The sequence below is a fragment of the Streptomyces sp. NBC_00344 genome (assembly GCF_036088315.1).
In the GTDB taxonomy this organism is placed as follows: Bacteria; Actinomycetota; Actinomycetes; order Streptomycetales; family Streptomycetaceae; genus Streptomyces.
The window spans coordinates 3,759,308-3,772,487 of record NZ_CP107996.1; the positions used below are offsets into that span (position 1 = coordinate 3,759,308).

The 13,180-nt window shown below is 70.4% G+C and carries 11 protein-coding genes; 7 read left to right on the forward strand and 4 right to left on the reverse strand.

The window, feature by feature from the left end; genetic code table 11:
- Nucleotides 1-17 precede the first annotated feature (17 nt).
- Together OHS16_RS16975 and OHS16_RS16980 are read left to right on the forward strand one after the other, a co-directional pair.
- Nucleotides 18-722, forward strand: a complete 705-nt coding sequence (locus OHS16_RS16975) for a hypothetical protein (RefSeq protein WP_328538048.1) — start codon at nucleotides 18-20, stop codon at nucleotides 720-722.
- A 117-nt stretch (nucleotides 723-839) separates the two neighbouring features.
- Nucleotides 840-1,178 (forward strand): DUF2516 family protein, encoded by a 339-nt coding sequence (locus tag OHS16_RS16980; protein ID WP_328538049.1) that lies wholly within the window; start codon nucleotides 840-842, stop codon nucleotides 1,176-1,178.
- An 8-nt stretch (nucleotides 1,179-1,186) separates the two neighbouring features.
- Here OHS16_RS16980 and OHS16_RS16985 read toward each other — a convergent pair whose 3' ends face one another.
- The 3 genes from OHS16_RS16985 to OHS16_RS16995 all read right to left on the reverse strand — a co-directional run bounded on the left by OHS16_RS16985 (nucleotide 1,187) and on the right by OHS16_RS16995 (nucleotide 4,669).
- Nucleotides 1,187-2,407 (reverse strand): PP2C family protein-serine/threonine phosphatase, encoded by a 1,221-nt coding sequence (locus tag OHS16_RS16985; protein WP_328538050.1) that lies wholly within the window; start codon nucleotides 2,405-2,407, stop codon nucleotides 1,187-1,189.
- Nucleotides 2,408-2,628: 221 nt separating this feature from the next.
- Nucleotides 2,629-3,711, reverse strand: a complete 1,083-nt coding sequence (locus OHS16_RS16990) for a C40 family peptidase (RefSeq protein WP_328538051.1) — start codon at nucleotides 3,709-3,711, stop codon at nucleotides 2,629-2,631.
- A 157-nt stretch (nucleotides 3,712-3,868) separates the two neighbouring features.
- The gene (locus OHS16_RS16995) at nucleotides 3,869-4,669 is read right to left on the reverse strand and encodes a class I SAM-dependent methyltransferase (protein ID WP_328538052.1); all 801 of its coding nucleotides are present in this window, start codon (nucleotides 4,667-4,669) and stop codon (nucleotides 3,869-3,871) included.
- A gap of 146 nt (nucleotides 4,670-4,815) precedes the next feature.
- Here OHS16_RS16995 and mshA point away from each other — a divergent pair, with 146 nt between their 5' ends.
- The 4 genes from mshA to OHS16_RS17015 all read left to right on the forward strand — a co-directional run bounded on the left by mshA (nucleotide 4,816) and on the right by OHS16_RS17015 (nucleotide 10,482).
- Nucleotides 4,816-6,165: a D-inositol-3-phosphate glycosyltransferase gene (gene mshA, locus OHS16_RS17000; protein ID WP_328538053.1), complete on the forward strand. Its 1,350-nt coding sequence runs from the start codon at nucleotides 4,816-4,818 to the stop codon at nucleotides 6,163-6,165.
- Nucleotides 6,158-6,658: a YbjN domain-containing protein gene (locus OHS16_RS17005; protein WP_328538054.1), complete on the forward strand. Its 501-nt coding sequence runs from the start codon at nucleotides 6,158-6,160 to the stop codon at nucleotides 6,656-6,658. Before mshA ends, OHS16_RS17005 begins: the two co-directional genes overlap by 8 nt.
- Before the next feature lie 456 nt (nucleotides 6,659-7,114).
- Entirely contained in the window at nucleotides 7,115-8,779 is a 1,665-nt protein-coding gene (locus OHS16_RS17010) for a glycosyl hydrolase family 28-related protein (protein ID WP_328538055.1), read from the forward strand.
- Nucleotides 8,780-8,844: 65 nt separating this feature from the next.
- Complete coding sequence (locus tag OHS16_RS17015) at nucleotides 8,845-10,482, forward strand: MFS transporter (RefSeq protein WP_328538056.1); 1,638 nt, start codon at nucleotides 8,845-8,847, stop codon at nucleotides 10,480-10,482.
- 88 nt (nucleotides 10,483-10,570) lie between these two features.
- Here the strand turns inward: OHS16_RS17015 and OHS16_RS17020 are convergent, their stop codons facing one another.
- Nucleotides 10,571-11,914: an MDR family MFS transporter gene (locus OHS16_RS17020; RefSeq protein WP_328540875.1), complete on the reverse strand. Its 1,344-nt coding sequence runs from the start codon at nucleotides 11,912-11,914 to the stop codon at nucleotides 10,571-10,573.
- Between the two features lie 153 nt (nucleotides 11,915-12,067).
- Here OHS16_RS17020 and OHS16_RS17025 point away from each other — a divergent pair, with 153 nt between their 5' ends.
- The gene (locus tag OHS16_RS17025; protein ID WP_328538057.1) at nucleotides 12,068-12,826 is read left to right on the forward strand and encodes a phosphoglyceromutase; all 759 of its coding nucleotides are present in this window, start codon (nucleotides 12,068-12,070) and stop codon (nucleotides 12,824-12,826) included.
- Nucleotides 12,827-13,180 lie beyond the last annotated feature (354 nt).

A 13,180-nucleotide genomic window follows, 5' to 3' on the forward strand; every position in this document is an offset into this window, starting at 1 on the left:
CCGGGAGGACCACAGTCATGGCCATCACCGATGACCTGCGCAAGACCCTCACCGACCCGACCCCGCTCTACTTCGCCGCGGGTACGGCCGACTTCGCCGTCGAGCAGGCCCGGAAGGTTCCGGCGCTGATCGAGAAGCTGCAGGCCGAGGCGCCGGCCCGTATCGACGCGGTGCGCAACACCGACCCGAAGTCCGTTTCGGACAGGGTCACGTCGCAGGCCAAGGAGGCGCAGGCCACCGTCACCGCCAAGGTGACCGAGGTGTTCGGCTCCTTCGACACGGACCTGAAGAAGTTCGGCGAGAACGCACAGGATCTGGCGCTGCGGAGCGTGGGTGTTGCCGCGGAGTACGCGGTCAAGGCGCGCGAGGCGTACGAGAAGGTCGCCGAACGCGGTGAGCAGACCGTGCGGCAGTGGCGTGGCGAGGCGTCCGAGGAGATCGTCGACTTCGCCGCGGCCGTCGAGCCGGAGCGGGTGGCGGCGAAGCCCGTCCCGAAGCCCGCGCCCAGGACGCCCACCAAGGTCGAGGCCAAGACGCCCACCAAGGTGGAGGCCAAGCCGCAGCCCAGGGCCGAGGCCAAGCCGCAGCCCAAGGCGGGGACGGTCAAGGCCGCACCCAAGACCGTCAAGGCCGATGCCAAGCCTGCCCCGGCCGGCAAGTCGGCTCCCGCTCCGCGCGGGGCCACGACCGCGAAGAAGGCCTCGCCTCCCACCGCGAAGTAGCGGCGCGGCGGCGGACAGGTCCGCGAGTCACAGGCCGGACACCTTCTCGGTGTCCGGCCTGTTCTGCGGGTAGCGTGGCCATGTAGATGGCCGGTCGATCAGGCGGTGGTGGGCGCAGTGCTTATGCAGGGTTTCGCGGGATTCATGTCGCTGTTGAGCTTGGCGCTGATCCTCTTCAGCGGCTTCGCGCTGGTGGACGCGGCGATCCGCCGTGAGGACGCGTATCGCGCGGCGAGCAAGCAGACCAAGCCGTTCTGGCTGATCATTCTCGCCATCGCGTTCGTCGTGAACTGGCTGTTCTCGATTCTTTCGTTCCTGCCGGTGATCGGGCTGGTGGCGACCATCGTGTACATGGTCGACGTGCGACCGGCGGTCCGGCAGATCAGCGGCGGCGGCCGCAAGAGCGGTGGCTCCAGCAGCGACGGGCCCTACGGCCCCTACAACGGTGGCCGCTAGCGGTACGGCTAGCGCCTGCGCTCCAGCAGCAGGACCGCCACATCGTCGGTCAGTTCGCCGCCGTTCAGCTCGCGCACCTCGGCGACCGCCGTCTCCAGCAGGCTCTCGCCGCGCAACCCCGCCGTCAGCTGCCGGTCAATCATCTCGACCATGCCCTCCTGGCCGAGCCGCTGGGTGCCCTGGCCGATACGGCCCTCGATCAGTCCGTCGGTGTACATGAGCAGATTCCAGGACCCGCCGAGCTCGACCTGGCGGCGCGGCCAGCGGGCGCGCGGCAGCAGACCGAGGGCGGGCCCCCCGTCCTCGAAGGGGAGCAGCTGGGCGGTCCCGCCTTCGCGGGAGACCAGCGGGGCGGGGTGACCGGCCAGGCAGAGTCCGGCCCGGCGGCCGTCCGGGGCGATGTCCACCGTGCAGAGCGTGGCGAAGAGCTCCTCGCTCTCCCGCTCGTGTTCGAGCACCTGCTGCATCGTGGAGAGCAGCTGGTCCCCGCAGAGCCCGGCCAGTGTCAGCGCCCGCCAGGCGATGCGCAGCTCGACGCCGAGCGCGGCCTCGTCCGGGCCGTGGCCGCAGACGTCGCCGATCATCGCGTGCACGGTGCCGTCCGGGGTGCGGACCACATCGTAGAAATCGCCGCCGAGCAGCGCACGCGAGCGTCCGGGACGGTATCGCGCGGCGAAGCGCAGGTCCGAGCCTTCGAGCAGCGGCGTCGGGAGCAGGCCGCGCTCCAGGCGGGCGTTCTCCTGGGCGCGCAGCCGGGACTCGGCGAGTTTGTGGTGCGCGGTGTCCGCGCGTTTTCGCTCCACGGCGTACCGGATGGCGCGGTTCAGCAGCCTGCCGTCCAGCTCGTCGCGGAGCAGATAGTCCTGAGCGCCGACCCGGACCGCTTCTGCGGCCCGCTCCTCGTGCGCGGACGAGGCCAGCGCCAGCACGGCGTGGCCCGGTGCGAGCCGGAGGATGTGCCGGAGCACGGACAGCTCGTCGTCGGCATCGGCGCCCGGCAGTGCCAGGTCGAGCAGGATGCAGTGAACATCGTCGGTGAGCAGCCGCTCGGCCTCGGTGAGGTTGCGGGCGGTACGCACGCGCACCCGCTTGCCGGCCGCGTCGAGCATCTCCGGGACCGTGAAAGTGCCCATGGGGTCGTTCTCGATCACCAGCAGCGTGAGATCGGTGCTGCCGGTCGAGTCCGGTCCCCTGGTCTGGTGGGGCAGAACGGCCTGACCGCTCTCCATCGCTTCGGTTTCCTTCCCTCCCCCCGAGGGCGCGGTGGAACGCCAGTCGACGTCCCACCAGACGGGGACCATAGCGGTTGGCGGGGCCACAGCGGAATGGTGCGGGAAGATCGGCCGGGGGCATATGCCGTCTCCCACCACGCATGCGACGGTTTGGCGCCGGGTGCGGCCATGATGAACGTCACTGCGACGGCGCTCCGCGGGTACGTGACGTACGCAACTCAGGCGTCCGGGCGCACCACACCCAGGATGGGCATGGAGCCGGCGCCACCGATGGTGACGTCCCTGCCGGGCCGCGGGGCGTTCACCATCATCCCGCCGCCTATGTACATGCCGACATGGGTCGCGTCCGAAAAGTAGATGATCAGGTCGCCGGGGCGCATGTCCCGCACCGCCACGTGCGGCAGCTGCTTCCACTGCTCCTGCGAGGTGCGCGGTATGGGGTGTCCGGCCGCGGCCCACGCCTGTGAGGTGAGTCCGCTGCAGTCGTAGGACTTCGGGCCCTCGGCGCCCCACACGTAGGGCTTGCCGATCTGCTTCGTCGCGAAGGCGACGGCCTTCTTGCCCAGCGGGCCGGCCTTGTTGTCGATCTCCCTGAGGATGCCGGAGTTCAGCCAGGCGGTCTGCGCCTTCTGTGCCTGCTGCCGCTCCAGCTCGGCCAGCTGCGCGAGTTCCTTCTTCTGCAGGCCCGATTCGAGCTTCTTGGCCGCGGCGAGCTTCTTCTCGATGTCCTTCTTGGACTTGGCCTGCCGGGCGCGGTTGGCCTCCAGCTTCTGCCACTGGGAGTTCGCGTCCCGGGTGTATTCCTTCAAGTCCTGCTGTGCTGTGGTCAGTTGACTCAGCAGGGTGTGCTGCGCATGCTGGCCGGCGCGCAGCCGGGTGGCGCCTTCCAGGAACTTCGACGGGTCCCCGCTGAGCATCAGGCGGACCTCGGGCGGCAGCCCGGCGTCCCGGTACTGGGCGCGGGCCTCGACGCCCACCTGCTGCTTCAGCAGATCGATCTTCGTCTGGCCCCTGACCATGTCCTGGGCCAGTTCGACCATCAGCGACGACTGCTTGTCGGCCTGCTCCTTGGCGAGGTTGTACGCGTCGGTGGCGGCGCCCGCCTTCCGGTAGAGGGCGTCGACCTCCTTGCTCACCTCTTCGAGGCTCTTCTCCGGGGCGGCGGCCGTCCGGTCGCCGGCCTGCGCCGTCGCGGCGGCCGGGGGTGGCTGGGGGTCGGCGTACGCAAGGCCGGGCGCTGCCAGCACGGTCAGCGTGCAGACCAGGGTGATGGCAGCGGCGACGCTACGGCGTCGGGTCACAGGCTCCCCCTCCAGAGCTGATTTACCGTCAGTAACATGAGTGGCGCTGGCGAGATGCTGCCACGGCCGCCGCGAATGCGACAGAGGGGCACAACAACTCCCCAGTCGCGCCGGCCTCCTCGTGCCCCTCCGACACCTCCGACGAACCGGGGGCCGCTCAGGTTCCCGGCCGCGGTGCCAGCGCGGCCCACTTCACGGTGATCTCGCCCTGCCGCCATCTGCGGACGTCGTCCGCCACCGGCCAGTTGCCCGAGACGGCGCGGACGGCCGCTATCCAGCGCTGCCGGGCGCCGAGCGAGGCGTAGGGCGCCGCCGACGCCCAGGCGCGGTCGAAGTCCCGCAGAAAGGCATGCACCGGTTCACCCGGCACATTGCGGTGGATCAGCGCCTTGGGGAGGCGCTCCGCCAGGTCGGACGGCTGGTGCAGGGAGCCGAGACGGGTCGCGAAGGTGACCGTGCGCGGGCCCTCGGGGCCGAGCGCGACCCAGACGTGCCGCCGCCCGATCTCGTCGCAGGTCCCCTCCACCAGCAGCCCGTCCGGTGCCAGCCGTGCGCACAGCCGCTGCCAGACGGCGGCGACCTCACCCTCGTCGTACTGCCGCAGCACGTTGGCCGCCCGGATCAGCGCGGGACGCCGGCCGGCCGGCGGGACCTCGAAGCCGCCGTGCCGGAAACTCAGCCCCTGCCGTTCGTACGGCTTGGCCGCTGCGACCCTGGCCGGTTCGATCTCGACGCCGATGACCTCGCAGGCCGGCGCAGGACCTCGCAGCCGCTGCAGCAGCTCCACGGCGGTCCAGGGGGCGGCTCCGTACCCCAGATCCACCGCCAGCGGGTCGCCCGAGCGGCGCAGGGCCGGGCCCTGCACGGCGGCGATCCAGCGGTCCATACGACGCAGCCGGTTGGGGTTGGTGGTCCCACGGGTCACGGCGCCGACCGGGCGGGGGGAGGGCTGAGCCATGTGCCGAGGATATGTGAGCCGTGTCAAGGTAATTATTCGGCAAAGCGGAAATGTGCCAGGCCCTTGCGCTGTTTCAGCACCGTGGCGGGGTACGAGTGCCGCGCCGCCTGACCATGTCCGCGCACCGTGAGGAGAGGACCGCCCACGTGAGCCAGTACGTGTCCAGGCTCGGCGGCCGAATCGGTGCACCCGCGCGTCCCCCGAGGCTGATGTTCCCCGGGCACCGCAAGCCGCGCCGGGTCGCCATGCTGAGCGTGCACACCTCGCCGCTGCACCAGCCGGGTACCGGCGACGCGGGCGGGATGAACGTCTACATCGTCGAACTCGCCAAGCGGCTGGCCGCGATCAACATCGAGGTCGAGATCTTCACCCGGGCCACCACAGGCGGCCTTGAGCCACTCGTGGAGCTTGCGCCCGGGGTGCTGGTGCGCCATGTGGACGCGGGCCCGTACGAGGGCCTTGCCAAGGAGGAGCTGCCGGCCCAGCTGTGCGCCTTCACCCACGGCGTGATGCAGGCCTGGGCCGGCCACCGGCCCGGCTACTACGACCTCGTCCACTCCCACTACTGGCTCTCCGGACACGTCGGCTGGCTGGCGGCCGACCGCTGGGGTGTGCCGCTGGTGCACGCCATGCACACCATGGCCAAGGTCAAGAACGCGGCGCTCGCGGCGGGCGACACACCCGAGCCGGCCGCCCGGGTCATCGGCGAGACGCAGATCGTGCGGGCCGCCGACCGGCTGGTCGCCAACACCGCCGAAGAGGCGGACGAACTGGTCCGCCACTACGAGGCCGAGGCGGGCAAGGTCGCGGTCGTTCATCCCGGCGTGAACCTCGACCGGTTCCGCAAGGCCGACGGCCGCGCTGCCGCGCGGGCCAGACTCGGTCTGCCGCAGGACGCCTTCATCCCTCTCTTCGCGGGCCGCATCCAGCCGCTCAAGGCCCCCGACATCCTGCTGCGCGCGGTGGCGGTCCTGCTCGAACAGGACCCGTCGCTGCGCTCGCGCATGGTGGTTCCGGTGGTGGGCGGCCCGTCCGGCAGCGGTCTCGCCAAGCCGGAGGGGCTGCAGAAGCTGGCGGCCATGCTGGGCATCGCGGACATCGTCCGCTTCCGCCCGCCGGTCGGCCAGGACCAGCTGGCCGACTGGTTCCGTGCCGCTTCGGTCCTGGTCATGCCCTCGTACAACGAGTCCTTCGGACTGGTCGCCATAGAGGCTCAGGCGACCGGCACACCGGTGATCGCCGCGGAGGTCGGCGGGCTGCCTGTCGCCGTGCGCGAAGGGTCCACCGGCTTCCTGGTCCCCGGCCACGAACCGGCCAAGTACGCGGCCGCCCTGCGCCGCTTCCTCGACGCCCCGCACCTGGTCGACCGGATGGGCGACGCGGCCGCCCGGCACGCCCAGTGCTTCGGCTGGGACACCGCGGCGTCCGCGACGGCGGACGTCTACACGGCCGCGATGCACGAGCACCGCAGGCGCGTACGCTCGCACCATGGCTGACGCGACCGACGTACAACGGGTCATCGAGCAGGCGTTCAAGGACGCCGAGCTGGAATGGGAGTCCCCGGAACCGGGGTCCTACGTGGTCAAACTCCCCGGCACCCGGAAACTCTCCACCACCTGCTCGCTGATCGTCGGGAAGCACTCGCTGTCCGTCAACGCCTTCGTGATCCGGCATCCGGACGAGAACGAGGCCGGGGTGCACCGGTGGCTTCTGGAGCAAAATCTCCGGCTGTTCGGGGTGAGCTACGCGATCGACTCGCTCGGCGACATCTATCTGGTGGGGAAGCTGCCGTTGACGGTGGTGACGCCGGACGAGATCGACCGCCTGCTGGGGTCGGTTCTCGAGGCGGCGGACGGACCCTTCAACTCACTGCTGGAGCTGGGGTTCGCGAGCGCGATTCGGCGCGAGTACGCCTGGCGGGTGGACCGCGGGGAGTCGACCCGGAACCTGGACGCGTTCACCCATCTGACCGGAGGAACCGCGGGCTGAGCTCGGGAGCGGCAGCACGGCCACGCGTTCCCGGGTTCGCTTCGCGGGCGACGATTCCCGGCGCCGACGTGCCTCAGAGGTCGGGACTCTGATGTCGGGATTCTGACGTCGGGACTCTGATGTCCGGGAGGCGGATCGGATCCGCCGGCCGTCGGCACCGAACGGCGGCACCGATCGCCGGCCGCCCGGAACGGCTGTGGCCTTCGGTCCCGGCATCCCGGCCGCATCCCAGCCGCCCGCGCGCATCGCTGCTGCCCCACGGGCGCCGGTAAACCGGGTGTTCGCCACCGCTGAGCGCCCGCCCTTCCGCGGCCGCCGCACTTCTCCGGCCGCGGACGCTGTCGCACCACGCTGCCGCCTCATGCTGTCGCACCTCTTCCGCGGTCCCCGCTGTTTCTGGCATGCTCACCGCCAACGTAGATATGAATATTGTTCACATCCATGAAAGGTGGGCTCATGGGGAACATCAGCAGGCGAGGACTGCTGGGCAGCGCGACAGCGGTTGTGGCCGCCATCGCCGCACCGGGGGGAACAGCAGTGGCCGCATCCCGTCGCCCACCCGGGGAGACCGCCATCTGGCGGGAGTTCGCCAGGGCCCCCTACACCCACCCGCAGATCCCGTACATCGGACGGGCGGGCCGCCGCACCGGCGAGCTCCGCTTCCCACGGCGCCCGGTGGTCGCCGATGTCGTGGTCCACGGCGCCGATCCCACCGGCGAGCGCGACTCCGCGCCCGCGATCAACCGTGCCATCGCCGCTGCCGGCCAACGCGGCGGTGGCACGGTCCTCATCCCGGAGGGGACGTTCCGGATCGACGGCCTGATCCGGATCGGTCACAGCAACGTCGTCGTGCGGGGCGCGGGCAGCGGTCGCACCACGCTCCACGCGACCAGAAGCCTCACCGAGCTGATCGGCCCGTACGGCTCACGCTACGGAGGCGACAAGTCCTCCTGGTCCTGGGCCGGAGGACTCATCTGGCTCTGCCCGGCGGACCGGTTCGCCACACTGACCGGCGCGATCAGGGAACAGGAGTGGCCTTTCGAGGGATGGACGGGCAACAAGCGCGACGAGTGGGAAACCCTCACCACCGTCGCCCCGGGACTCCGGGGCGACCACACCATCACCGTCCACGACACCCGCGGTACCGGCCGCGGTGACCTCGTACTGCTGCGCCTCGCCGACGACGCGGATCACACCCTGCTGGAACACATGTCGGGTGGCGGCCCGGGCCCCGAGGCGTACTTCTGGGACGACAAGACCAAGCTGACCTCGTATGTGCCGTACGAATGGCCGGTGCGCGTCACGGCCGTGCACGGACACCGGCTCACTCTGGAGCGGCCGCTCCCGCTGGACATCCGCCCGGAGTGGGATCCCCGGCTCACCACCCATGTCGCGCCGCTGACCGGGTCCGCTGTCGAGGGGCTCACCCTGGAGGCGGTGCTCACGCCCCAGTCGCAGCATCTGCTCGACAAGGGCTACAACGGCGTCACCTTCCAGTGCGCCTACGACTGCTGGGCGGACGACGTCGTCGTCCGCAACGTCGACAACGGCTTCGGTCTGGTCGCCGCGTCCGCCACCACCCTGCGCCGCACCCGCGTCGAGGGCCGGGGCTCCCACCACCCGTACTTCTGCCGCGAGGGCTCGCACGACAACCTCGTCGAGGACTTCGCCATTGCCCGGCGCACCGTCCCGGCGCCGGCCGGCACCCAGCTCCACGGCATCAATGTGGAGGGGCTTTCCAGTCACAACGTCTGGTCGCGGGGCGAGATGGAGATGGGCACCTTCGACTCGCACCGCGGTCTGCCGTTCGCCAATGTCCGTACCGACATCACGGTCGACAACACCGGCCAGCACGGCGGCGACGCTTCGGCAGGACCCCTCTTCGGCGCCCGGTTCACCCACTGGAACATCAGGGTCACCAACGGCCGCGAGGGGCTGATGAAGATCGACGGCCTCGCGCCGTACAGCGCGAGCGTCGGCATCAGCACGGTCAGCCCGTTCGGCCAGATCGACGTGCCGGACTTCACCGGAGATCTGCACGCGCGACTGGAGGCGTACGGCACGCCGGAGGCCGTGCGGCCGGGCAACCTGCACGAGGCGCAGCGGGGCCTGCGGCCGTAGCCGCCACGGTCCCGGCGCGGGCCGCCGGGGGTGCGGGCTGATCGGACCCGGGAGAACATGCCGGTATGAGCGCTGAAGGGCACGTACCGGACTCCTCGTCCCCCGGTGCCGGAACGGCCGGCTCAGGGCCCGCACCGAACCAGACCCTGACGCTGGCGGCCATGCTGTTCGCCGTCTCCATGACGTTCATCGACCAGACCATCGTGGCCATCGCCGCGCCGGACATCATCGACGAACTCGGTCTGTCCTCTTCCGGGATGCAGTGGGTGATCAACGCCTATCTGCTGACCCTGGCCGCCTTCTTCGCGCTCGGCGGGCGGTTGTCCGACATCTTCGGGCACCGCCGCGTCATGCTGATCGGCACCGTGGTCTTCGTGGTCTCGTCGGTGCTGTGCGGAGCGGTCCCCACGGGGGACTTCGCCCAGACCTGGCTCATCATCTTCCGGGCCACCCAGGGTGTCGGAGCGGCGCTGATGTTCCCGGCGGCCCTCGCCGTGGTCGTCGCCGTCTTCCCGGTGGACCGCCGCGGGCGCGCGCTGGCCCTGTTCTTCGGTCTCTCGGGCGCGCTCACCGCCGTGGGCCCGATCCTCGGCGGCTGGCTCACCGACTGGACCTGGCGCGCGATCTTCTGGGTGAACGTGCCCATCGCTGTCATCGCGCTCGTACTGACGCTCATGGCCCGTATTCCGCAGGTGTCCCGCCGCGATCCGCTCGACGTCCCGGGTGCGGTGCTGGTGGCCGCCGGGATGGGGCTGAGCGTGCTCGGTCTGCAGCAGGCGTCGGCGTGGGGCTGGAGCAGCGTCACCACCTGGCTCTGCATCGTGGGCGGACTGCTCGTCCTGGTGCTGTTCTGCGTCTACGAACGACGGGCCAGGGTTCCGCTGATCAGGCTCGAGGTGTTCAGGGAAAGGGCCTTCACCGTCGATGTGCTGGTGCTCTTCTTCTCCATGCTCGCGTTCGTCCCGGTGTTCTTCTTCGCCTCCGTGTACGCGCAGGTGTCTCTCAGCGCATCACCGAACCAGGCGGGGCTCTACCTGCTGTACTTCTTCATCGGTTTCGGCCTCGCCTCCCAGTGGGGCGGCCGCATCCTGGACAAGCGCGGAGCCCGCCCGGCGCTGAAGCTCGGATCGGCGCTCGGCGCGGTCGGGTTCGCCCTGTGGGCCGGCAAGCTGACGACGCTTTCGATGCACGACCAGTGGCCGTACGCGGCGCTGGCCGGTGCGGGCATCGGACTGCTGCTGGCCCCGGCCTCAACGGACGCGGTCAACCGGGCGATCGGAGCGTCGTACGGCGAGGTCACCGGCATCACGCAGACGGTGCGCAACTATGCGGCGAGCGTCGGGCTCGCCGTGTTCGGCACGGTCCTCACCCATGTCACCACCAACCGGGTCGCCGACACCCTCCAGGCCAGGGGGATCCCGTCCGGGCCGGCGAGGAGCGCCGCCCGCCAGGTCGCCGAGGCCGTCACCGGGAATGCGGACGCCCGCCGGCCCACGGGGTCGGGGCCGGTCGCGACCGCGACCCGGGATGCCATGAGCTCGGTCCGGATGGACTTCGCCGAAGCCAACAGGGCGGTCTTCTACGGCATGGCGGGCGCCCTGGTCGTCGCGTTCATCTGCTCGTACTTCCACCCGGGCACCCGGGTGACGTCCAGGCCGGAGACGGCGCCGCACCCGACGGGCCAGGACACCGCCCCGGCCTGATCGCCCCTCGCCCGGTCCTTTGGTCCGGGGCCGGGCTGATCCGGCGCCGCCTGATCCGCCCGGCCTGATCTGCGCCGGACGTGCCGGGCTAGCCGGTGGGTGCGCCCGCCGGGTCCGCCATGCCGGCCCGGGCCGGGGGCTCCGTCGGCACCACGGTCTCCGCGATCTCCACGGCCTCGACGACGTCCGCGATCTCCGCTGGAGAGAGCACCGTCCCGGGAGCGGCCTGTACGGCGGGCAGCCCCCGCAGCAGCAGCCAGTAGCCGAAACCCGCCACCGTGCCCAGCGCCGCGCACGTCCCCCACAGCCACTCCGCGCCGAAGTGGTCGATCACCAGGCCGGACATCAGCGGGGCGACCAGCGCGGCGACCGCCCATGACATCGTGTACATCCCCTGATAGCGGCCCCGGCCGTGAAGCGGGGAGAGCCTGACCACCAGGCCCGTCTGGGTGGGGGCGTTGACGATCTCGGCGAGGGTCCATACACAGACCGTCAGGGCGTACACCGCGATGGAGCCGGCGAAAGCGGTCAGGCCGAAGCCGTACCCCGCGAGCACCGAGGAGATGATCAGCAGCCGGCGCGGGTCCCGGTGTTCGATGAAGCGGGTGACCGGGATCTGCAGGGCGACGATCAGTACGCCGTTGACGGCCAGCGCCGAGCCGTAGTCGGCACTGTTGAAGCCGTCCTCGCCCATCGCCACCGGCAGACCGACCGATGCCTGCTGGAAGAGCAGGGCGACCACGAAGGACAGCCCGACCACGCTCATGAAACGGCCGTCGCGCAGCACCGTGCTCATCCGGACCGCCGCGTCGGTCGTCTTCTCCACCGCGGTGCGCACCGGGCGGGACTCGGGCAGCTTGAGGAACACCACGACCGCGCAGGCCAGCGTCAGTGCCGCCTCTCCGATGAAGCCCGCGAGGTAGCTGTACTGGGCGATGAAGCCCGCCCCGGCGGACGAGACAGCGAACCCCAGGTTGATGGCCCAGTAGTTGAGGGAGAAGGCCCGGACCCGGTCCTCGGGCTTCACGATGTCCGCCATCATCGCCTGCACGGCGGGGCGCGAGGCGTTGGATGTCATGCCGACCAGGAAGGCCACCGCGGCGATCGACACCGGGTCCCGCATGAAGCCGAGCAGCGCGACACAGAACGCTGTCGAGACCTGGGCCACCAGCAGGGTGGGCCGCCGGCCGAGCCGGTCGGTCATGACTCCGGCGACCAGCGAGGAGATCACGCCACCCAGGCCGTGCAGGGAGGCGACCAGGCCCGCGTAGGAGGCCGAGTACCCCCGGTCCAGGGTGAGATAGAGCGCCATGAAGGTGGCGACGAACGCACCGAGCCGGTTGATCAGCGTGCTGGTCCACAGCCACCAGAACTCCCGGGGCAAGCCCGAAACGCTCTCGTGTACGGCGCGCCGGAGACGGGCGACGGCCATCGGAATCCCCCAGGAGTGCGACAGGAACAGCAGCGGATGTGTAAGCGTCACTCAGGACTCTGGGAGATTACATAGCCGGGGGTCCCGGCCGCCAGTCAATTGACGCAGGGCGTCAATCCATGGCCATGGATCGGGTGGATTAGATTGGGGGCCATGGCCGACGCACCGTACAAGCTGATCCTCCTCCGCCACGGCGAGAGCGAATGGAACGCAAAGAACCTGTTCACCGGCTGGGTGGACGTCAACCTGACCGAGAAGGGCGAGAAGGAGGCGGTCCGCGGCGGTGAGCTGCTCAAGGACGCCGGCCTGCTCCCCGATGTCGTGCACACCTCGCTCCAGAAGCGCGCCATCCGCACGGCCCAGCTGTCGCTGGAGGCCGCGGACCGCCACTGGATCCCGGTGCACCGCTCCTGGCGCCTGAACGAGCGCCACTACGGCGCACTCCAGGGCAAGGACAAGGCGCAGACGCTCGCGGAGTTCGGCGAGGAGCAGTTCATGCTGTGGCGCCGCTCCTACGACACCCCGCCGCCCGTCCTCGAGGACGGCACGGAGTTCTCGCAGAGCGACGACCCGCGCTACGCGACCATCCCGCCGGAGCTCCGCCCGAGGACCGAGTGCCTCAAGGACGTCGTCGTCCGCATGATGCCCTACTGGTACGACGGCATCGTCCCGGACCTGCTGACCGGCCGCACGGTACTGGTCGCGGCGCACGGAAACTCGCTGCGCGCGCTGGTCAAGCACCTCGACGGCGTCTCGGACGAGGACATCGCCGGGCTCAACATCCCGACCGGCATCCCGCTCGCGTACGAACTGGACGCCGCATTCCGCCCGGTCAAGGCCGGCGGCACCTACCTCGACCCGGACGCGGCCGCCGCGGCCATCGAGGCGGTCAAGAACCAGGGCAAGAAGTAACAGAAATAGCGATCAGCCCCTGACCTGCATTTACGTTGCAGGTCAGGGGCTGATTCCTGTTCCGGGCCCCGGCTGGGCCCTCAGTGCAGAGGTTCGTCCGGCCGCAGAGCCGCACCAAGAGCCTTCCGAGCACGGTCACGACTGCTGGGCATGAGGTGGGCGTACACCTTCAGCGTGAGTCCCGGACCACGCGTTACGGATCCCCGGCACTCAGTTGCACGTTCAGCCTTGAAAGGCGCGATGCAGCGGACCGGGTGCTGGTCCACGCTCAGCCCGGCGAGCTGGGCGACCTCCTCGCGGCGCAGCCCCGCACCGCTGTCGCCCGCTTGAGGGCAGGCTCACGTCGTCCGGCTG

What these genes read in the sequence shown, in the direction of transcription:
- OHS16_RS17020 (WP_328540875.1), bottom strand. Translation starts at nt 11,914, where the DNA reads ATGGCCGTCGCCCGTCTCCGGCGCGCCGTACACGAGAGCGTTTCGGGC.
- OHS16_RS16985 (WP_328538050.1), bottom strand. Translation starts at nt 2,407, where the DNA reads ATGGAGAGCGGTCAGGCCGTTCTGCCCCACCAGACCAGGGGACCGGAC.
- OHS16_RS17010 (WP_328538055.1), top strand. Translation starts at nt 7,115, where the DNA reads ATGGGGAACATCAGCAGGCGAGGACTGCTGGGCAGCGCGACAGCGGTT.
- OHS16_RS16995 (WP_328538052.1), bottom strand. Translation starts at nt 4,669, where the DNA reads ATGGCTCAGCCCTCCCCCCGCCCGGTCGGCGCCGTGACCCGTGGGACC.
- OHS16_RS17025 (WP_328538057.1), top strand. Translation starts at nt 12,068, where the DNA reads ATGGCCGACGCACCGTACAAGCTGATCCTCCTCCGCCACGGCGAGAGC.
- OHS16_RS17015 (WP_328538056.1), top strand. Translation starts at nt 8,845, where the DNA reads ATGAGCGCTGAAGGGCACGTACCGGACTCCTCGTCCCCCGGTGCCGGA.
- OHS16_RS17005 (WP_328538054.1), top strand. Translation starts at nt 6,158, where the DNA reads ATGGCTGACGCGACCGACGTACAACGGGTCATCGAGCAGGCGTTCAAG.
- OHS16_RS16975 (WP_328538048.1), top strand. Translation starts at nt 18, where the DNA reads ATGGCCATCACCGATGACCTGCGCAAGACCCTCACCGACCCGACCCCG.